Origin of the sequence: Pantoea sp. RIT-PI-b (assembly GCF_001187905.1) — a bacterium.
GTDB lineage: Bacteria > Pseudomonadota > Gammaproteobacteria > Enterobacterales > Enterobacteriaceae > Pantoea > Pantoea nemavictus.
Genome location: NZ_LGIS01000028.1, coordinates 24,850 through 43,993, shown reverse-complemented (window position 1 = coordinate 43,993; position 19,144 = coordinate 24,850). Strand labels below are relative to the sequence as shown.

Below are 19,144 nucleotides of genomic sequence, written 5' to 3'. Positions count from 1 at the left end.
CTCCGCCGCGCCAGTCTGCGCGGCTTTTTTTTAGCTTACAAAAATAATTTTAATGAATGCTTTTTTTCTATTCAGTTAAAGTAAGCAGGCTGTTTGAAAGTTAAATGGGTTTATTTTATGGTTTAATTGACGAACCTGACAGTACTACCTCTGGTCACTATTCAAAATACCCAGGGAGTTAATCCTGTCACGTGGTTATAATGCCCCCCCTGAAGACCATATACCCTCCGTCATTATCGAAAAATAACGTTTTAAAATAATCTAAAAAACAATGGTGTATTTAGCACACAATGTGCCGGAGTCAGCATGAACCGAAATGCCATTGGCCTGAAAGGAAAGCGTCATAGCGCAAGGCCGCCACAAGTTGTTCACGGGAACAATGATACCCGCGGGGGAACCATAAATATACGCAGCAGCAAACGCAATGTCGGTTTATGGCCAGGGAAGACTCATTAATTTTTTGGCCAGTTCTTTATCAACATAAACGCAGCCGGGATAAATTTTGTAATACCTGCAAGGCTCCCGCTTTTATTATAAAAGTTTGACTTCAAACCGCACTCTACCAGACTAAATCATATTCGTTTGTAACTTTTATGCCTGCCGGCCTCACTGCTCCATGAGGCGTTTATACCGGATTACCAATTTTTTGAAATCGGCAACCAGAAAAATTCCTTAGTGGGAACTGACGTTTGGAGAGGTTACATTCTTAGCGTTAGAACCTATGCAATGCAACTTAAGGAACAGAACGTGCCGAATGCAAAGTGTGCACTTACCCATTTTCATGATATCCGTAAAGAAGCGATGAACGTTGAACATGCGCTCGGGCCGGGTGCTGCTCTTTTTGTTAATAACAAGCCTGCTAATATTGGCAGGCTGATTTTATTGCTTGTAACAACGTTACACCTGCTCTTAAGCGATGAACACTCTTCGCGGGTAATACTGGCTGAGTAAAAATGAAGTAATCAGAAAAGGTAATCATGACTGCTCTCCCTGTGTTATTGATTATTTGCATTTTCCCGCATGCCATCTTGCCCACTGCCTGACCCGCGTAGTGGGGAATTTAATCAACTCACCATCAACCCTGAGGCCCTGTAAGCTGAGCACCCCATGTCTGTCATAGAAGAGCTCAAGCATTAAAGTTGGTGTGTGCGCATAAAGTATATTTATATGCCCGCTAAGGGCGTCTCCTGATCGAATCCAGCCTCCTGAACTCTCGTGTGCACCATTTCTCACATCCTGGAGCTCTCCTGATGGCGCTTCGAGCGATACAATCAGCGCGGCATCATTGTCACAGGTTGCCCTTAACCAGTAATTATCCTCCATCGCCTTGACACTACAGACTGCTTCATTGAAATGGCATCGGTCTTCTGCTGAAGCATTAAATAACAGCAACTGAACCAGGAGTAAAACCGTGAACCACACTGGCAGCAGGCGGAGCACTTTACCAGCAACCTGATGCTGCATATAAGGGTGTCCACCGTTCAAGTCGTTAATAAGCATTCAGCGTCCATCGAGCCGCGATATTAACCACTCTGTGAAGTGGCTAAGCGCAAGAAACGGCAGTGAAACAACAAGTGTGATCAGGTGCAAAAAACTTCGCCCGATTATCATCCCCTGTATTAGATTGAAAAGATGAGGTTCCTCAGATTCTGGTTCTGGACTGAAGTTTTCCGTGCACGGGAGCGTTAAGAGCGCATAGTGCGGAACGCTTACAATAACTTTTTTTACCCATCGATAATTTTGAATCAGTGAGGTGACTGTCATACTCTCTGATACACGGGTACCATTCTCAAGTGCTTTGCCAAAACGGAATCCCGCACCTTCGAACAAAAGATCCTGCCTTATGAGATTGGACGGGTCATTCTCGATAAATACAGTCCGGATATGTTCTATCTGCGTGCGATCAGGCAGTGACGTGGCCCAGCATACCAGCTTCATCATGATCCAGGTGCCCATGCCTTGCCCTCGCAGGTGTGGTGTTAGTGACAGGCCTTCAGGAGCAATTTCCAGCTTGCCGGGGCGAAAGAAAGTTCCCGGGCGGTAAACTGCCGAGACCATGCCAGGCTTAAGCAGGTTATATCCCGGTACCATTATGTGCCAACGGATATTAAACGTGACTGCGGAAGGGGTCCATAAGTTCGAATGTCCATGTTCTAGCCATGACTCTACGAGGATGCGGGTTAGATTGGGTTGATCTTTGCCAGGCTCAGTTGAAGTCAACGTGAGTATTTGAGTTTTTATTCGGGAGCACTTAATCATTGTCAGAATCAGTTTCCTGGTAAAGGTTGGCAAAAGGTAGCACTGATTTTTTTATTATTTATTCCTTAACAAATAGCTTCTTTGGGAACCAACTGCCTCAATATTTTCTGAAAATTAACAAAAAATATGTGTCCCTGCAGTTATCCGGTACACATCAGTGTTTCTGTTTCCGCAGATGATCAAGTCAGAATCCTGAATAGCGGGCTTCTGCATTCAACGGCAGGCGTCCCCGATGATGGCAGAAGGGGCAGGGACAGGCTGATCCGGAACTGTTCGCCCTGCACCTCGGCGGGCGTGGGATGACCGGGACCTGCAGTTCCTCAGAACCTTTATGCAAGCCCGCGAGAAAGAAAACTTTTTAGAATTGACGCCCGCCAGCTACTGTGACTTTGTACCTTACCAGGTCGTAACGCCGGTGCGTAAAGCGGCCAATTATTCCATCCGCCCGGGCGCGAGGTCTCGGCCATAAGGCCATACCCGATTTACAACCAGGCAGAGAGCGTTACCTTCATGACCTCCGTAGCGTCAGGCAGTTTCTGAAGCAGGATGGTCCTTGCCTGACGGAGTAGCGCGTTATGTCAGCGCTCTGCCCCGACGCTCGATGTCATTCCTGACGCCATAAGCCAGCTCTTCCCCCGCAATTAAGGCCGCCGGTACCTGACCATGTAATGCAGGGCGGCAGTAGAACGGAGTTCATTTTACATATGGACGCTTTCGTAACAGGCATCAGGCGCCTGTCAGCCTTTCTATCGATAATTTTGATGATGGCACCGCGTGGCTTTCGCTTCTTGCGGAGAGAAACGTCGGGTTTTCACCGGTGCGCGTGCCGGTTTATCAGTGAAGAGGAATCGTTTTTTCATTCGATTTTTTCAGAGTAAATGCTTTGTCACTGATGCGATATGATCTTGATTTCTAGCTTTTTCATCTGAAATTGTCATCTTCCTGAACTATCCTTTATTGGGATTTGTCCTACTTCTGCCTATTTTACTGAAGGAGACATGGAGTGTGAGGGTCACGAGAAGAATGGCATGGATTACGGTTTTTTTATTTTGTCTTATTATTTGGGGGCTTATAGCTACAGGGGTCACCTATGCTACTAACAGCTTTACAGGAAAACCCAGAATCGAACCGGTTGAGAAACCTAAGGTTGTTGATATTGAAAAAATAAAAAAACTCGATCTTAATGACAAGCAGAAAAGGTTCATAGATTCACTTACCGAGCAACCGCAAAAGAAGTCTGATTAAGAAAAAGCTGCTTAGCGGCTTTTTTCCTCTAAAATCTAACTTGCCAACAGTAATCAGAAATTTAAAGCAAGGAAAACAGAAAGGTATAACTAACCAACAAACGGACGAGTCTGATTCTGGCAGGGAAAAAATTTGTGCTATAAACATTTTGTGAGTCCCTTACCAAGGGGAAGGGCTCCAGCCAATCTGCATAAGAAATATAACTATCATTATCACGATTGTCATAAAGGCTGGCAGCAATAGATAACGCATGGCAATTTCCCTTACGATATTCACTGAACGAATGATAATTATGAGCTTAGCTTTTAATAATTAGCAGTCAATCTGTAACGAATCGTCACCATTAAAGCGCAGAATATAAGAGGAGTTTGGGAGGGGAATTCTTCATCCTTTACGGATAAATGAGTATTTAAAGGATTATTTCTGTGGTCAGGTCCGCTAAGTTTTAATCAAATTGTGAATAAACTATTAATGTACTTTTTTAGTTAAATGAATAGTGATCGGGAGGTGGATTTTGAATTCAACGCAATTAGATGAGCTGTATAATGAGATGTGCCGTGTGGTTGGAGATCTTGTTTTCATACTCCATGATCATGGAGAAGAGTCAAAACAAATCGTTATCGCGGATGCATTAAGAGCCGCGTTAGCACAGAAACACCCCGAGCGGCCGGAGATACTCATCAAAGCAATGAAAGCTGCACTGGGTGTGTTGGATAAGTAAAATAATTATCGTCGTTGGCGCAAACGTATAGTTTCTTGGCGTTATGACGGATTGGTGACGGCTTCTTAGGCTTTAAATTTTGATAATTTTTTACTATTTAAAGCTTCAGTGAGCGTAACAAAAGAGCCTGCTAAAAGCAGGCTCAAAGTCTTTCAAATGGTAAAATCATCTCGTTAGCAACACGTTTGCTGTGTGTTCCGTCACTATAATAGCAATCTTAGTTAGTCTGGTAATAAATTTTTTGATGATAATCATTTGCTAAGATGATTTGGATTTTTGATGCAAAAAAAGCCCCGGCGACGGGGCAGCTGATTACCGCGTCCATCTATGCAGGCTACGGGGTAGATGATTTAATCTTAGTCACACAACACTTTCATGCACTATTAAAGTAGCTCTTACCTGGATACGTTTATAGAGTAAGTTCTGCGATTACCTGAATCATTTTTGCATCACATGGGCCGCTGGTCGGCGTTAGATTGCGAGTTCAGGTCAGGCATCTTAATTATTTTAAACAGGATCATGAATCATCTACGATGCATAACACCCCAAAAAGATGATTTTTATCAGAGAGATATTAGTGATGGGCATTGTTAGTAATGAAATAATACCGGTAAAAATTGACGGTGGTTTATTAAAACATGCCAATCCATGGCGAAAAAAATCCTAAGGCACCTTACTCAGACTTTTTTGGAGGACGTCGGCTTATTTGGCCACCTTTCCGACCCGCTTCAACGGCTCTTTCAGGATTATTTTTGAAATTACCACCACTGGCTTTGCCTCCTGCGCTTCCAGCTTCTTTAGCTCGTTCCGGATTGTTAGCAAAATTCCCTGCGCCGCCTCTGTAGCTCTGTTTGTTCATAGGAAGACCTCTTATCAATGTTCCATTAGATTTAAGGACTAGCTAGTCACATCACTAACTGTAGTAGGCCGTTACGGTTATGTCATTCAGGCAAAGACAGGTAAAGCTGTAAAAAAAACAGCTATCAGCAAGCATTAAGAGAAGAAAGCAGAAAATGGTTCGGAGCAATAAATATTCACAAATACCGGGAAAAATCCCGGAACAATTTCTGGGACATCATCAATACATAACTTAAAATCTTTCTGTTTCAATGTCTTCTTATCCTTTTTTTCTGCAGTTATCAGGATAGCAATCGTTTGCTTTAGTGCTGCAGCGGTTCAACCGATCACCATTACTGCTCTACAATGTTGAATAAAGCACGGTTAAATCATGCCGGTTCGGCATCAACAGGAAGAGCATGGATAAAGTTAACTTTAACGTCAGTCATTTTGCCTGGTGTGGACTGATAGCCCTTCATATTGCGCGCCGCGACGGCCTAGTCAACACGCCGGCGCAGGAAAACCTTTTTATATCGCGTTGGCTTGCTACCGCTGAAAAGCAGTGCCGCTTTCCGAAAGAACATGCGAACGACATCCGCTGGCTTCTGAAGGAGAGTCGTGAGAAGGGCCAGCAGGCGGACCTGGCAGGTAAGCTCGATTATCTCTGGCGCTCCGGCAGTGGCGAGCTTCGTGCACAGAATGACTTATTCCGATTGCAGCACGCACTTCAGGCGATGAAGCTCAATGGCTGGCTGTATATGCTGCTGAGCGAGTCTGAGTGGAACGGACGGCGACAGCTGCAACTAAGTACGTCCGTGCCCGGTATTTATGTTAATCGCAGGGTGCTGGATAACGGCTTCAGTGAATGGGGACAGCAGATACGCCCTCTGCCTGTACGCATAACAGGAGAGTTGAGTGTGATTGATACGCTGCTCCTGCGCTCAGGCTGGCGGCGAGAACCGGTAGTTGGGCCGGACCCGCTACTGTACCAGCTTATTTCGGAAAATCTTAACGCCGCGTAACAAAAATCTGAACGCATAATCCAGGAGCAGCATCCAGGTTTTCCTCTCCAAGGGAAGCATTATCGGTAGGTAGTTATGCTTTTTAAGATGGAATACATATACCAATAACCCATCTCAATAGATGCCTGCGTCGCTTACGCCATCGCGACAAAGCTCAGCGACGTCGCCAGGGAGTCACTAATATCGTGTTTTGTTCCTAACGCAACCGACAGTTGGCAGATGCGGGAGATTCTCAATTCTGAGAAAAAAAGAGGGCCAGGACGGCCCTTAAGAAATTCGGCATTGCAAACGTTCATCTAAATGGTGGCAGACTGTGGAGCAGTCGCTTTTTTGTTATCGGACTCAGATAGATAAACCTTTAGCTTTTTCTTATGTATAAATATTATGTGAATAATAAAAATTAAGATTCAGGATTTTCAGGTGCTAACAGCACGTAGTTCTGCGTGGTTTTTTTCACTCACCTTGCATCAAATCCCATCATGCTCCTAATAGCTGAAAGGTCAGTTACTCATTTCTTGCCCACATAACAAGTGTATATCTGTCCCGTAACCCTGTGGATAAATGTGGTTCTTCCTTACTACGGCAGGGGTTCAGGGGGGTTGTATGTTTTTTAATCAATCATAGCCCGGACCGTGTTTAATTTGGATGCGCGGTTTTACAGCTCAACCAGAGAGTTAACGTGCGTTTCAATTAGCGGGCTTGTCATCCTGATTGTCATCAAACACAACTGCTTGTATGTTGACGAGAAAAAGCGAGGCGTAGGAGCAGGAAAGTCGCTTATAGAAGCTATCCGGGACGAAGCTACGGAAAAATCATGGGCGAAAGTTTACTGGATCACTCGTGAATCCAATCCAACTCGAGCGCTCTACGATCGGTTGGCTGTTCTGGAGGATTTTGTCCGCTACACCATCAAGGTATGAAGTGGGCGTAAGCGATTCGCAACAGCGCTTTTATGTTAAAAAAGTGACGCATGTCAGGTACCAGGAAAAAAGATACCGGCTGCGCTTATGTGCCCGCTGAGAAGGCTGATAACGGTAGTGTGCCTCACCAGGGGTATACACTGATACTGCTGCTGTATGTGCTGAAGGCTCCCGCTGCGGGGAGCCTTTTTTTCGCCGGAGGTAATGTCATTGCAGAATCTTGAGATCGTGCCGCGTCTGCTGCCGGACGTTCGCGCAGGCAGGAAACTTCATACCATCCGCTGGCGGGAGCGCGAAATTGTGCCGGGCCCGATGCTTTACGTAAACGTGCGGGATGCCTCCGACACGGTCATGGTGTGGGTCACGCGCGTTGAAAGGATGCCGCTTTCTGACGTCGCTGCCAAAATTGGGAAAAGCACGGATTGGCCGGATGCCGAACTGCTGGAAGGGATGCGTGAGCACTACCCGCGCATAGAGATGGATTCCGAGGTCGTGGTCATCCACCATTTACCGCCTGAGGCGTAAGTTGGTGGCAGGGTTGTTAGTTTATTGTGGCAGAACCTACCTGTCGCCATAATTTGACGTCCGCCTATCGCTGTGAGCTCAAAGCGGACGTTGCCACGCGCGCATGTCGGCTCTGGGCCAGAAGCAGACGTTTGTAAGTCTGCATTCCATTAACTATGAGGCAGCTGTTCAAAGTCAGCAATTTGGATGCTGAAACTAAAAATGCGCGCCTTTAATGAACCGTGTGGTTCTGTTAATATTGGCTTGTTTACAGGGAGAAACCACATGCGAACACTGACTGAAAAGAAACGAACTGACATCCTGAATGCTGCAACGAAAGTCTTTCTCGAGCAGGGGTACGAACGAGCCTCAATGGAAGGAGTGGCCAGAACGGCAGAGTGCTCCAAGGCCACGCTCTATAACTACTTCAGTTCCAAGGAAAGCCTTCTTGACGCCGTCGTCAGGGCCTATGGCACCAACTTTCTGACGCGCGCTGCGGACGATCTTTACAGTCAGGACAGCCGTCATCTCCCCCTGCCTGAGAGGCTGCAGCGATTTGGTGAAGGCATGCTGGGCGCCATGACGTCGGACTGGAAGGGACTTCAGCTCTACCGCATGGTCATCGGCGAGGCGGGGCATTCCGGCATTGGTGATATTTTCTACGAGTCCGGCGTCCGGGAAAGCATGAACGCCCTGTCGGCGCTGATGGAGCAGCATATTGAAGCTGGTGACCTGCAGCCTGCACGCCCCGACCTGCGTGCGAAACAGTTTTCTGCGCTGGTGAAGGCCGAAGCGGACGAGCTATTTCTCCGGCACGATATGCCGGTTTACACCCGTGGGGATATCGTCGCTATGGTGCAAAGTGCCGTAGAGGTTTTCATGGCTGGCGCGTCACCGCGTTGACAGAGCGACCTCCGCCCTTAAGATTCAGCATATTCACTTGACTGTTTTTAATTCATATATAAACTGATACGTACAGTTTATATGTGAGCGAGGTGCGTTAATGCTTAATCGTTTTTTAGTGGTGGCCGCTGTTGCCGTGGGGTCGTTTGTGCTGAGCGGCTGCGTTTCTTTATTCTGAGGATCTGACATGCGTTTTGTTTACATTCTCGTGACCGGTATGGCCGTGCTGATGCTTTCCGGGTGTCTTACCATCGGCAGCCACATCTGAATCTCTCCAGCCCGCCCTCCGGCGGGCCTTTCACCCACTCCGCCTGAGCGAAGTCAGAATGACGCCCCTGTCAGCACGAGGACAATAAGGGCGCTGATGGCCAGAGCCACCAGGGTCTCAGCAATAAGCAGCGTCATCAGCGAGTTCTGGCGAACACCCCAGGCACCTTCGGCATATTTCCGTTCGCGGCGGGCCTTAACGCGCCGGATGTGGACGACTTGAGCAATGTTACTGATGACGCGCCACCACATAATCATGACGGTTATGACCAGGGTGCCAAATAAAATCAGGATGCTTATCATGCTCCAGTCCATCCAGGATACATTCCCGTTAATCTCTGACAGTTTCTCAATCACGTTGAGGCCCTCTTTTAAATTCCCGTTTTAGCGCTATGGCTTACGCTTCCGTATAAACTGATCCCGCCAAAGCTGTTCTCACCAGAGAGTGACGTCGTGGAGCGCCCGCAGAAGCAGCGCACACAGCGCGTCAGTGACAAGGCATTCCGCCACGAGGACTACCAGCAGCAGTTCTGATGAGGTCCCCCACACCCTGACGGCATAGTACCTGGCCCGTCGCTTCCCGAGCCGGCGCAATCGGTACATCTCCCTGAGGTTGCCAGCGGTTCTCAGCAGGGCGTACGTCAGGGCGGTCAGCATGAAGCCATACACAATCCACTGATGCGGCGGCGTATTTCCCAGCGACTCCGCTACCAGCCAGCCTTCCATCAGGCAAATCCGGCATCAAACGCGCTCAGAATCCCGCCGGCAATAAAGACAAGCGCCAGAATGGCCCTGAACAGTAATACCTTCATACCCGTGCCTCCGTCCCATACCGGCTCAGAAAATCAGCTGTTCTTCGCCGGACCTCTTTGCGCAGCAGCACTTTATCCTGCTGAACACCGGCCATAACGCTCCGTAACTCCCAGGTCACCATCAGGTAGGCGTGTGCCATTTCGTCAGAGGGCCGGCAGCGCAACTCTCCGCGCAACATTGCCGTATCAATGACGCTCCGGACATAGTCAGCCGCCGGCGTAAAAGCCTCCCAGCGGCGCTGGCTTCCGGCTTCACCGCATTTCTGCAGCATCAGCATCATTCTTATCAGCCTCCGCCGGACCGAAAAGCCGGAATAGCGGAGCGGCAGGCTCCAAGTAAAAACAGCACTTTCTGTTTTCCCCTGAATTACGAATACGGGCGCGTCATCCCTCTGCGCCCGGGAAATCACCTGCTGAGGACAGGTCTCGTTTGTTAAGCCTGTCGCTTGAAATCCTGGGTAAATGGAAAACATGCCGCGCTCCTGAGCTGAAATTTACGGACACGAACTGAAACATTTTCTTGACAGGGTCAGAATAAACCATATTAACTATACCGTACAGTTCATTATATTAAAAACAACCGGAGAAATATTCATGGCCCGTCTTTTCAGAAACCTGTCCCGCGCGCTGATCCTGACCGCCGTCGTTGCCACCGCGGGATGTTCATCCACCTCCCCGGTAAAATATTCCGGCATTGAAACCACATCCCGGATGACCCCCAATACGACTGATGACAGCGACCGCATCCCTTTCCGCTACACCACTCCGGTTGACTGGAGTAAATACCGGAGCATTATCATCGACCCCGTCGAAATCTACGGCGGCAGCGACGCGCAGTTTAACGACCTGCCTCAGGAGGACAGGCGCAATCTGGCAGACTACATGCAGAAGAAGTTTACCGAAGTGCTGGCGAAGAAGTTTACTGTTAATACCCATGCCGGAAGAGCCCCTTGCCTCCGTCTTAAGCTGACGCTCACCGGAGCGGACACCACGCCTCAGGTTGTGGGCACCTTCACAAAATTCGACCTCGCCGGCGGACCTTATAACATCGTTCAGTCAGTGCGCGGCGGCCGCGGCCTGATGAGCGGGTACGTTAACTATGCCGTGGAGGTAAAAGATGCCGCGACCGGCGAGCTGCTGCTGGCCTACGTGGCGGAGCAGTATCCTAATGCCATGAACGTGGGTGCAACGTTTGGCTCAATGAGCGCGGCAGAGACCGGAGTGGACAAAGGCGCAGAGCAGCTGCTGGAAAAACTGCGTTAAGGCGATAATAATAACATCACGGCCTGTGAGCAGAGGGCCCTGCCAGTGTATCTATCGCTGCACTGGCAGGATATGGATTAAGCCATTATTCACAACAGCGATCCTCTCGCCAAAAGGGGTGTGTTATGAATTATCAATGTCCGCTCCTCGCTCAAAGCGGACCTATTGCGCGCGTCCGCTTCGTGCCAAAAGCGGACATTGGCACTTCATTCAATATACTGGCTGAAGCGTAAGAGGTAGCCATCTGGATCCTGTACGAGAAACTCCCTTTGGCAGGCCGTCGTTTCTCCTATGTTATAGTGATTGTCGCGTAGCTCTCTGTACAACTTGAAGCCATTGGCTCGGACACGAGCAAGCACCGACTCGATATCTTCTACTTCTATCTGAAAATTAATGCCGCGACCCAGCGGTCTGACGAGTTCAGCCGTATTCCATCCTTCCGGATTATATTTCTCCAGCATCAGTTGTGCTTCGCCGAGACTGACGTAGGCAAAATCTGGCTCATTACGCCTTATCATGATGTTGAAACCAAGCACGTCAACATAGAAGTGTAGGGAGACAGAAAAATCCATTACGGTCAGTTCGGGAACCATGCGATTCCAGTAGGGAGCTTTCAGCTCAGTCATTGCTCAACTCCATTTTTTAACTGGCGTAGCATATATCAGATGGCTTGAAGAAGGTTCAAGTCCATGAACTCAGCGACACAATTGTCAGATGCATTGTGTTGATGTCAGTAGTTCGCTCATAGCGGACATTACTTAGCGTCAGCTAAGTGCCAGAAGCGGACATCGGCCGGATTTATGTTTACGGTTTTAGATACCTATCGGTTGATAACCTTGCCATTCTGGTTGATCACGTTTTCCTGAATCGCTGGGGGTCAAATCAATATAAAACTCACCTACCTTTTCAAGTAACAGACAATCGTCTACATCCTTTAGGTTGTCTTTATGCTGATGGTTGGCGCCGCAGAGCAGTGTCTTTAAGGCTTTACTTTTGGCCTGCTGAGCATTTTCGGCCACAAACAAATCGAACTCATGTAACTCAGCAAGTGTGTCAGGTCTGTACCCGCCAGCATTGACGAAAAATAACTTTTTTGTTGAACCTGATGGTTCAGAGGAAAGAGTGATGGAGTAACCATCAGCCCAAGTGATGCGGCTATAGCCATCAATATGAATTTTATCTTTATCGCCAAACCATACATCGCGAAGGATGGGCCAGGCGTCTTCTGGTTTTTCTGCAGCGACAAACTGAATATCGTGCACCTCAATATTGGATTTTCCTGCGTTACCACCGATATAAAACATATACAGGTTCATTAATTAATCTCTTTTAACGTAAAAATCGCTATGCATTTGACTATATAGCGAGTCCGGCTGCAACCTCAGAAAAAATAATGCTGAAATGGTACATCCGGGCTTTACTTATCCAGATAATATCTGCTTTTTACTGTTAGTCGCCTACATCGGCGGCATGCAGAAAGTCCGCTTTTCGCTCATACGCGACACTCATAATCACATCTCCTAACCCAATGGAGATTGAACATGACAACATACCCCTGGAACAAAAGCCGCATTATCGGCCAGAAACGGCCTCTTCAGATCTCTCATATCTGGGGAATTCGTATCCGTCTTGAGCTGGAAGGAAAAGTTCGTGATCTGGCTCTTTTTAACATGGCTCTGGATAGTAAACTTCGGGGCTGTGATTTGGTTAAGCTAAAAGTTTCTGATATAGCCTATGGGCACTCTGTTTCGGGCAGATCGACAGTGCTGCAGCAGAAAACGGGCAGCCCTGTTCAGTTTGAACTGACTAAGGGAACCAGAGAGGCTGTAGCCGCGTGGATCAAAATGGCTCAACTAAGTAATAGCGACTATCTCTTCCAGTCCCGCGTTGGTTCTTCAAGACACATCTCAACCAGACAATATAACCGCATTTTTCATGGATGGATTGGGAAGCTGGGTCTTGATGAGACGCTCTACAGTACGCACTCAATGCGCAGAACCAAGCCATATCTTATCTATAAAAAAACGAAGAACCTTCGGGTAATCCAGTTACTTTTGGGGCACAAAAAACTTGAAAGCACAGTACGTTACCTTGGCATTGAAGTAGATGATGCTCTGGAAATATCGGAGTCAATTGAAGTCTAGACTGTGAGGGCTGCAACAGCAGCCCTGTGCCAGAAGCGAATGCGTCAGGTTCAAAAATGAGAGGTAAGCGTTTTAACTTATTCGTCCGGGATACATACCCGGATACGGTGCCCGTCAGGATCAAGCGCAACGAACGTCTTGCCAAAAACAGCATGTTTGGGCTCCTGTTCTATCTGCACACCGCTCTCTGACCATTGCTGAAAAAGCACATCAACCTCTTGAATATCTTTCACCATAAAACTCAATTCAGTTCGGCTACCTACACCGCAGGATACAAAGTCACTCGCTGTCGTTGACCATAGTCCAAGGTTCAGGCCGTTATTAAAGGAAAAAGCCACCCACGTCGGAAGCATCACGTCTGGTTCTGTATTGAATAGCTTCTGGTAAAAACCACTGCTGACAATCGGATTATCAACATAAAGAATGATCAGGTTAGGTATCATGAGTCTCTCACGCCAAAAAGAATGAGACTTCACTATTGCAGGGAGCATTGACAAAACATGTCAGCATCAGGACCGAAACGAGCAGAACGCCTTCTCAATCTTCTGCAGATTTTTTATCAGCATCGCCATCCGATAAGCGGCCACAGTCTGGCTGAAGAACTTTCAATCAGTCTTCGTACACTTTACCGTGATATTGGCGCACTACGCGCTCAGGGTGCCGACATTCAGGGTGAGGCTGGCACAGGATATATCCTTTCCCGGAGCCATCATCTACCGCCGGTGATGTTTACCCCCGAACAGCTCGATGCACTGGCGCTCGGTTTACGCTGGGTAGCCACATATGGTGATAAGGGCATTGCTAAAGCGGCTTCAGAGGTAACGGGGAAAGTCCGCCACGGTCTTCCGCCACAGTTACAGACACTGTTTGATGACTCGACATTATTGGTGGGAAAGAGACAGGAAGCTCATCACTACTTTGAAAACCTGGGCGTTGTTCGAAGCGCCATCAGGTGGAGACGTAAAATCCGTGCAGGTTATACAGACAGGCTCGGTAATATGAGTGCAAGAACGATATGGCCTTTCGCGCTGGGTTACTTCTCCGGCGCTATTGTGCTTGCTGCATGGTGTGAAGAACGTAACGACTTCCGTCATTTCGACGTAACGCGATTAAAATCTCTTCAGTACCTGCAGGAAGGATATCCTCATTCCCGGCATAGCTTACTCCGTATATGGCGTAATGCAGGTCTGGATAACATCGTTCCCACGCGTAGCTGAAATGGATATGATTGCTCCAGAAAATCCGTGCTGTTCTTATCTATAAATATATCCGCTCTTCGCTCATAGCGGAATTTGCCCCACTCAATGTCTGCTTTGTGCCAGAAGCGGACATTTAAAAAATTTGTTTGCTGAACTGCAGACAGTTGTTTTGAGTGCATAACCATGAAGGTGCGTCAAAATCATCAGGCCATTTTTAAGTAAATCGAAAGAAACAGGTGCCGGAACAAACCGTTCCGCCGCAGTATCGAGATTAAGGCGTATGCGGGGGCCGGCCAGAAATTGTTATTTTTAACGTGGCACAACTGCCATGTTTTGATAATTCTTATATCCACTTTTCGCTATTAATAGGCCTTGATAGCTCGCCCGCCTTTTACCCAGTAAAAAGTGTATAATCTCTCACTCTTTTTAAATATTCATTGCTGAGAACATCCGGATAATTCCTGGAAGCACATCCGATATGAAAGCCCATTTGCTTTTCGGATTAAATGAAGTGCAAGCCAATGCTCAGAGTCTATAGTAATACATGAGGTTATTAAAATTCGTACTAATGGAGGAAATTCTGTGTTATTTCAAAACAACGAGAAAGGCCATGCCATTATTGGCGAAGCGGCATTTAGCCTGGCGTTGGGTGAAAAAGAGATTAGTATTGGCTCATTGTTCACTCAACTTGGCTACATGGCAAAATCGGAGACTGATAGCGTCAGGTTGAAGGATATCTTTAATGCCAGAGAATGGCTGAAGAGTTTCCATTCAGACGAGGTCGCCGAGAAGCAGGTACCGTACCTGCAGACCCTTATAGGCCTGAACCGAGATCTGAATTAACTATTAAAGAAATGATGCCTTAGGAAGTAATCCGGCTCCGGCCGGGAAACGACGAAGCGAATAACCTCAGCGGTAACGTGAAAACGGGTACCGGCCGGAGAAACTGTCAGGGACGACACTCTCCATATAAACGCATTTATGTGTAAAAAAATTTTTAGTTAAATTTTGGATAAACAAATTTTGCAGATAGTAGTCTTTTGGTGACATTGGTTAACAGTTAAAATCTCACACCAGTTTTGTTCGTTATCACACCGACAAACAACTGGCGAAGTTATCCGGTTTCAAATTCCCACCAGATTCAAGAACGGTTTAACCCTCATCGTCAGCCGTTTGTCCTACCACAATTTCAAGGCAGTTACGAAGCACATCAAGTTGCTCAATGTCAGTTGTGCATTCCAGTTCTTCAATAAGGCGCAAAATGATTGCCTTATTCGTTACGCGCCCTTTTTCAGCTATGAGTGATTTAACTATGATACCAATCACTTCTTTTTCTGAGGTAAACTGGTCCCCTGTACTTTCCAGGTACGACTGAAGATCTGATTCGGTAATATTTTGCTGCATACATTTCCCTTATGCGGTTCGTTTACGTACTGATTTCCAGTTCTTTACGGATTAGCCGTGATCAGTGTCGGGTTGTATTGTCGTGATCATAACTTTCGATGGTTAACGTTGTTGCACTTTTACCACCGTCCATTCGGCTTGATTCACTCTGCGTCTTTTCAGACTTTACGTTTTGAATAGCCCGTAATATTGTACAGACTCGCTCGGGATCCTGTTCTGACTCGAGCATATTCTTAAGCTTTAACAGAATCGCCTTTCGGGAAATCCCGACTTTTTCGCGAAGCAATGAAAATACCGCCTCGCCGATGAGAATGTCACTAAGTTGTTCTTCATCGCTATTGTTCATAAGACTCTCTGCCCTGATTGGGCCATAAGGCAATTCAGCCCCGAGCAAAAAGGAGCGCTATCAGTTGATGATAGTGATGAGCTTCTTCAGGCGAGGATGCATGCTCAAGCCGTGATACAAGTTTTGTGCAGATCGCTTTTCGGTTCAGATTGCGTCCTGAACGAAGAATTTCTACCACTATGCTACCCAGCGTTTCCTGCTGAGAAGGAAGAGATGCACGGCTAAAGTAGGCTGCAATGTCACTTACTGAGTTAGGTATGCCAACGGATTGCTGCATGAATTAACCTCGAATGTCGTTAATTAAATCAGGAAAAGTGACACAAACTTATACAGAGTTAGTGCCTTTGTACAGCTTTGCATCTTCCATTTAGGAAATATTTAATACCTAATAAATTAAGGTGCTATAAATCATGAGGTTACATGAGGTTACTTGAGTTAGTGTTTTGCATTTTTCTCTTTGATTTACAGCATAATGAAGGATCAGAGCGTCGATAAGAGGCCCACTGCCTGGTAAAAAATTACCCCTGGAAGTGGAAATCCCTTACGCTTCCAGAGGCGATGCAAAGCATCATTCGTTACGTGCGGAGAGTTCCGCCGGGTCAATTTATACGAGAATTGATATAAAGCATGCATTTATTTCTTAAGATCACGATGATTCGAACAGTTATAATGAAAACGAGATAAATGAAACCGCTTCGTTTATTTCAAAGCAGCCTTGTGAAGAAAAAATTCTACAGTATTCACTTCCCATTCTTTCAGTACCAGTCTAATCTAGATAGAAAGAAGCGCTGCCAGTATAAACTCACCACCATTTCGTCAATTATTTTTATGAGTAAAGAGGTAAATATTAGCATTCACGTAGAGAGTTACTAACCATGAATGAAATCAACATAAATAGTCATGTTAGAGAAATAAGGCGATTAGCCGCAAAGCATCAGGCAGGAACATCTTTATTGGAAATAAAATCACAAGTAGATAATGTTATACAATCAATGCGGGATTCTCTTATAAACGATAAAGATTATCAGTTTACAATATGGTCAGCTATGTTGACCGCTTTAGAACAATACATCACTAATATGGCCGACCCGAAATGGCTGGACGTAATCTCCCACGCTCGAAGCAGAGTTAAGAGCAGACGAAATTCGCTTTTAGCTTACAATAAAACTAAGGCTGTTAAATCGACTAAGACTTTATCGACAATATTATAGCTCTTCCTCAAAAAGATTTAACAATATATCAAAAACGAAACAGTTGTTATAGGTTGGGTTTATTAACAGCACTCTGCGCGAGAAAACTAAAATCTCTTGATAATCTTACGGTGTAAAAATTTTTCTATTAATAATGCATGGTGACGTGATCAAACTCAAATTTTCGATTAATATCTACCTGCTTTGCCTTTGACGTTCTGCTTTGTATTTCGCAAACCATAAACTGTCATACATGTCATGATTTTTACATGAAATTACCCCCTTCCCTAAATCATGTAGTTTATATCTATCTCTTCTTAAAAAGAAATGCGATGATTAATGTCTAATTAGTACCAGAAGTGAGCATTTTAAGTCAGCGTGTAAGATATGAACCCTGCTATTGCTTTTCAAAACAGGAGTTAACAAGTGAAGATCGACTAGCATAGTTCTTCATTAACACGTTCTATGACCGTTGATAAAGACTATAGAAATACATTAAACGTTCGCCGTTTCATGCTTCATGAGTGCGGCCCAGATTTCCGGTTTGATCGCGAATTTATGGCCTGGATACGAAATGACATACCAAAAAATCTGGGAGATGTCGTTGATGAGTGGAAGCGCAGGCATCCACTTTAAGGTAGGAACGTCCGCTCCTCGCTCATAGCCGCCGTGGTAAGAAAGAACGTTACCGCGTCGGCGGACCACACCCATCTGAATAACCGCGGGCGTTCCAATTTTTTACAATGCCTCCCTGGCACGCCATTGTTGCACTTAGATGACAAAAGTGTTTTACCTGAATACGAAAAAAATGAATTTTTTCCTGCGTTGACATCAGACTGGCAGGGCACGATCTTTTACCACCGTTTTCATTATCAGCGTTGAGGTAAGCCGCTGCACTCCCGCCAGACAAGAAATTTTTTCATCGTAGAGCATCTGAAAAGCTGGCAAATCATGTGTGATTACATAAAGCAGATAATCCGGATCGCCAAACAGACGCTGCGCCTGAATAATTTGCGGTATTTCTTTTACGGCAGCCTCGAAGTTGCTGACCGCCTGCCGGTCTCCTTCGCGCAGGGTGACGAAGACAATAGCTGAAAAGTTGAGACCGAAGCTTGCCGGGTCAAGATTCGCCTGGTAGCCGATAATAACGCCGTCCTGCTCCAGAGATTTGACCCGCCGCTGGCAGGATGACAGGCTTATCCCCACCCGTTCAGCCAGTTCAGTTAGCGAAAGTCGTCCGTCCTGCTGAAGCTCAGCAAGAATATTGCAGTCTGTCTTGTTCAAACCTTAAAACCTCCCGATTCATATTAGTTTAAAGACTATAAATGAAAGCACATTCCGCATACAAAGCGATATTCTTTCTTCATCTTAAAACGTATCAGTCCGGTAGGGGTTTTCAATACATGCAGGTTTCAGACAACGATAAAGATTCGGTCAGAAATGGGGTCTTTAAGGGTAACGTCGAATGTCTCTGAATATGTTCGCTGCGTTCTGGGCCGTTTCCGTGCTTTTCGTGATTACGCCCGGTGCCGACTGGGCTTACGCTATTTCAGCCGGCATCCGGGGACGTCGTGTGCTACCGGCGGTTGCCGGCATGCTGATCGGCCATCTTATCGCAACGCTTATAGTGGCCGCCGGCGTCGGCTCGGTAATAGCGGGCGTTCCGGGCGTACTGTCCGCGCTGACGATTGCCGGGGCTGGTTATCTGCTCTGGCTTGGCGTTGGCATGCTCCGTCAACCGCCAGAACCGTTGGCGGGTCAGGAAGAGGATGCCGGATCGCCACTGAAATGGGCACTCAAGGGGTTCTGCATCAGCGGACTTAATCCAAAGGTATTTCTGTTGTTTTTAGCCCTTTTGCCTCAGTTCACCGACGTCAATGCCGGCTGGCCGCTTCCGCTGCAGATGACAGCGCTTGGATTGGTTCACGTATTCAGCTGCGGAGTTGTCTACCTGCTCGTTGGGTACGGCTCAGGCACCATGCTCAGGACGCGCCCGCGCGCGGCGCAAAACGTCAGCCGGATTTCGGGCGGCCTGATGATCATTATTGCGGTCCTGCTGCTGGCAGAGCAATTTTTCTGACAAGCAGTCCATCAGTATTCAGGCATCA

General features: G+C 46.8%; 25 protein-coding genes and 1 pseudogene. 13 read left to right on the top strand and 13 right to left on the bottom strand.

Annotation, left to right across the window (positions count from 1 at the left end; genetic code table 11):
• The first annotated feature begins 747 nt into the window (after positions 1-747).
• On the top strand, positions 748-951 hold the full coding sequence (locus tag AC790_RS18575; RefSeq protein WP_049852724.1) for a hypothetical protein: 204 nt from the start codon (positions 748-750) through the stop codon (positions 949-951).
• 51 nt (positions 952-1,002) lie between these two features.
• On the opposite strand, the gene AC790_RS18570 is transcribed toward AC790_RS18575, so the two are convergent.
• Positions 1,003-1,500 (bottom strand): hypothetical protein, encoded by a 498-nt coding sequence (locus AC790_RS18570; RefSeq protein ID WP_049852723.1) that lies wholly within the window; start codon positions 1,498-1,500, stop codon positions 1,003-1,005.
• On the bottom strand, positions 1,501-2,091 hold the full coding sequence (locus AC790_RS18565; protein ID WP_152929145.1) for a hypothetical protein: 591 nt from the start codon (positions 2,089-2,091) through the stop codon (positions 1,501-1,503).
• A gap of 1,191 nt (positions 2,092-3,282) precedes the next feature.
• On the opposite strand from AC790_RS18565, the gene AC790_RS18560 reads away from it, so the two are divergent.
• Both AC790_RS18560 and AC790_RS18555 read left to right on the top strand, forming a co-directional pair.
• Positions 3,283-3,504 carry a hypothetical protein gene (locus AC790_RS18560; RefSeq protein ID WP_049852721.1) on the top strand — a complete coding sequence of 74 codons (222 nt, stop codon included), beginning with the start codon at positions 3,283-3,285 and terminating at the stop codon, positions 3,502-3,504.
• Positions 3,505-4,018: 514 nt separating this feature from the next.
• On the top strand, positions 4,019-4,225 hold the full coding sequence (locus tag AC790_RS18555; RefSeq protein ID WP_369817624.1) for a DUF2767 family protein: 207 nt from the start codon (positions 4,019-4,021) through the stop codon (positions 4,223-4,225).
• 673 nt (positions 4,226-4,898) lie between these two features.
• Here the strand turns inward: AC790_RS18555 and AC790_RS24390 are convergent.
• Positions 4,899-5,084, bottom strand: coding sequence for a general stress protein (locus AC790_RS24390; RefSeq protein ID WP_072093450.1), 186 nt, complete (start codon positions 5,082-5,084; stop codon positions 4,899-4,901).
• A 397-nt stretch (positions 5,085-5,481) separates the two neighbouring features.
• Here AC790_RS24390 and AC790_RS18550 point away from each other — a divergent pair, with 397 nt between their 5' ends.
• From AC790_RS18550 to AC790_RS18540, 4 genes are all read left to right on the top strand, one after another.
• A complete protein-coding gene (locus AC790_RS18550; protein ID WP_049852720.1) occupies positions 5,482-6,084 on the top strand; it encodes a DUF2913 family protein in 603 nt (200 codons plus the stop codon).
• 632 nt (positions 6,085-6,716) lie between these two features.
• Positions 6,717-7,004: an N-acetyltransferase gene (locus AC790_RS24580; protein ID WP_235440750.1), complete on the top strand. Its 288-nt coding sequence runs from the start codon at positions 6,717-6,719 to the stop codon at positions 7,002-7,004.
• Positions 7,005-7,208: 204 nt separating this feature from the next.
• On the top strand, positions 7,209-7,529 hold the full coding sequence (locus AC790_RS18545; RefSeq protein ID WP_082204291.1) for an ASCH domain-containing protein: 321 nt from the start codon (positions 7,209-7,211) through the stop codon (positions 7,527-7,529).
• 264 nt (positions 7,530-7,793) lie between these two features.
• Complete coding sequence (locus AC790_RS18540; RefSeq protein WP_049852805.1) at positions 7,794-8,411, top strand: TetR/AcrR family transcriptional regulator; 618 nt, start codon at positions 7,794-7,796, stop codon at positions 8,409-8,411.
• Between the two features lie 321 nt (positions 8,412-8,732).
• On the opposite strand, the gene AC790_RS18535 is transcribed toward AC790_RS18540, so the two are convergent.
• The 3 genes from AC790_RS18535 to AC790_RS18525 all read right to left on the bottom strand — a co-directional run bounded on the left by AC790_RS18535 (position 8,733) and on the right by AC790_RS18525 (position 9,963).
• Positions 8,733-9,035 carry a hypothetical protein gene (locus tag AC790_RS18535; protein ID WP_235440749.1) on the bottom strand — a complete coding sequence of 101 codons (303 nt, stop codon included), beginning with the start codon at positions 9,033-9,035 and terminating at the stop codon, positions 8,733-8,735.
• A gap of 78 nt (positions 9,036-9,113) precedes the next feature.
• Positions 9,114-9,404, bottom strand: coding sequence for a hypothetical protein (locus AC790_RS18530; RefSeq protein WP_049852718.1), 291 nt, complete (start codon positions 9,402-9,404; stop codon positions 9,114-9,116).
• Positions 9,405-9,486: 82 nt separating this feature from the next.
• A complete protein-coding gene (locus AC790_RS18525; protein ID WP_049852717.1) occupies positions 9,487-9,963 on the bottom strand; it encodes a hypothetical protein in 477 nt (158 codons plus the stop codon).
• A gap of 121 nt (positions 9,964-10,084) precedes the next feature.
• On the opposite strand from AC790_RS18525, the gene AC790_RS18520 reads away from it, so the two are divergent.
• The gene (locus AC790_RS18520) at positions 10,085-10,753 is read left to right on the top strand and encodes a DUF3313 domain-containing protein (protein ID WP_049852716.1); all 669 of its coding nucleotides are present in this window, start codon (positions 10,085-10,087) and stop codon (positions 10,751-10,753) included.
• 206 nt (positions 10,754-10,959) lie between these two features.
• Here AC790_RS18520 and AC790_RS18515 read toward each other — a convergent pair whose 3' ends face one another.
• Together AC790_RS18515 and AC790_RS18510 are read right to left on the bottom strand one after the other, a co-directional pair.
• Positions 10,960-11,379, bottom strand: coding sequence for a VOC family protein (locus AC790_RS18515; RefSeq protein WP_049852715.1), 420 nt, complete (start codon positions 11,377-11,379; stop codon positions 10,960-10,962).
• Between the two features lie 186 nt (positions 11,380-11,565).
• On the bottom strand, positions 11,566-12,069 hold the full coding sequence (locus AC790_RS18510; protein WP_049852714.1) for a DUF1543 domain-containing protein: 504 nt from the start codon (positions 12,067-12,069) through the stop codon (positions 11,566-11,568).
• Positions 12,070-12,294: 225 nt separating this feature from the next.
• Between AC790_RS18510 and AC790_RS18505 the strand changes: the two genes are divergently transcribed.
• On the top strand, positions 12,295-12,897 hold the full coding sequence (locus tag AC790_RS18505) for a site-specific integrase (RefSeq protein WP_049852713.1): 603 nt from the start codon (positions 12,295-12,297) through the stop codon (positions 12,895-12,897).
• A gap of 77 nt (positions 12,898-12,974) precedes the next feature.
• On the opposite strand, the gene AC790_RS18500 is transcribed toward AC790_RS18505, so the two are convergent.
• A complete protein-coding gene (locus tag AC790_RS18500; RefSeq protein ID WP_072093449.1) occupies positions 12,975-13,340 on the bottom strand; it encodes a VOC family protein in 366 nt (121 codons plus the stop codon).
• A 57-nt stretch (positions 13,341-13,397) separates the two neighbouring features.
• Between AC790_RS18500 and AC790_RS18495 the strand changes: the two genes are divergently transcribed.
• Both AC790_RS18495 and AC790_RS18490 read left to right on the top strand, forming a co-directional pair.
• Positions 13,398-14,114: a YafY family protein gene (locus AC790_RS18495; RefSeq protein WP_049852711.1), complete on the top strand. Its 717-nt coding sequence runs from the start codon at positions 13,398-13,400 to the stop codon at positions 14,112-14,114.
• Between the two features lie 564 nt (positions 14,115-14,678).
• On the top strand, positions 14,679-14,939 hold the full coding sequence (locus AC790_RS18490) for a hypothetical protein (protein WP_049852710.1): 261 nt from the start codon (positions 14,679-14,681) through the stop codon (positions 14,937-14,939).
• Between the two features lie 309 nt (positions 14,940-15,248).
• Here the strand turns inward: AC790_RS18490 and AC790_RS18485 are convergent, their stop codons facing one another.
• The 3 genes from AC790_RS18485 to ycgZ form a co-directional block, all read right to left on the bottom strand.
• Positions 15,249-15,500 (bottom strand): biofilm/acid-resistance regulator YmgB/AriR, encoded by a 252-nt coding sequence (locus AC790_RS18485; protein WP_049852709.1) that lies wholly within the window; start codon positions 15,498-15,500, stop codon positions 15,249-15,251.
• Between the two features lie 61 nt (positions 15,501-15,561).
• Positions 15,562-15,846, bottom strand: coding sequence for a hypothetical protein (locus AC790_RS18480; protein WP_049852708.1), 285 nt, complete (start codon positions 15,844-15,846; stop codon positions 15,562-15,564).
• A gap of 34 nt (positions 15,847-15,880) precedes the next feature.
• Positions 15,881-16,123, bottom strand: a complete 243-nt coding sequence (ycgZ, locus tag AC790_RS24385; protein WP_072093448.1) for a regulatory protein YcgZ — start codon at positions 16,121-16,123, stop codon at positions 15,881-15,883.
• Positions 16,124-17,477: 1,354 nt separating this feature from the next.
• Between ycgZ and AC790_RS25185 the strand changes: the two are divergent.
• Positions 17,478-17,672: pseudogene (locus tag AC790_RS25185) on the top strand (DUF6434 domain-containing protein); the annotation flags it as partial.
• Positions 17,673-17,867: 195 nt separating this feature from the next.
• On the opposite strand, the gene AC790_RS18465 reads toward AC790_RS25185, so the two are convergent.
• Positions 17,868-18,320, bottom strand: a complete 453-nt coding sequence (locus AC790_RS18465; RefSeq protein ID WP_049852705.1) for an Lrp/AsnC family transcriptional regulator — start codon at positions 18,318-18,320, stop codon at positions 17,868-17,870.
• A 181-nt stretch (positions 18,321-18,501) separates the two neighbouring features.
• Between AC790_RS18465 and AC790_RS18460 the strand changes: the two genes are divergently transcribed.
• On the top strand, positions 18,502-19,116 hold the full coding sequence (locus AC790_RS18460) for a LysE family translocator (protein ID WP_049852704.1): 615 nt from the start codon (positions 18,502-18,504) through the stop codon (positions 19,114-19,116).
• Positions 19,117-19,144 lie beyond the last annotated feature (28 nt).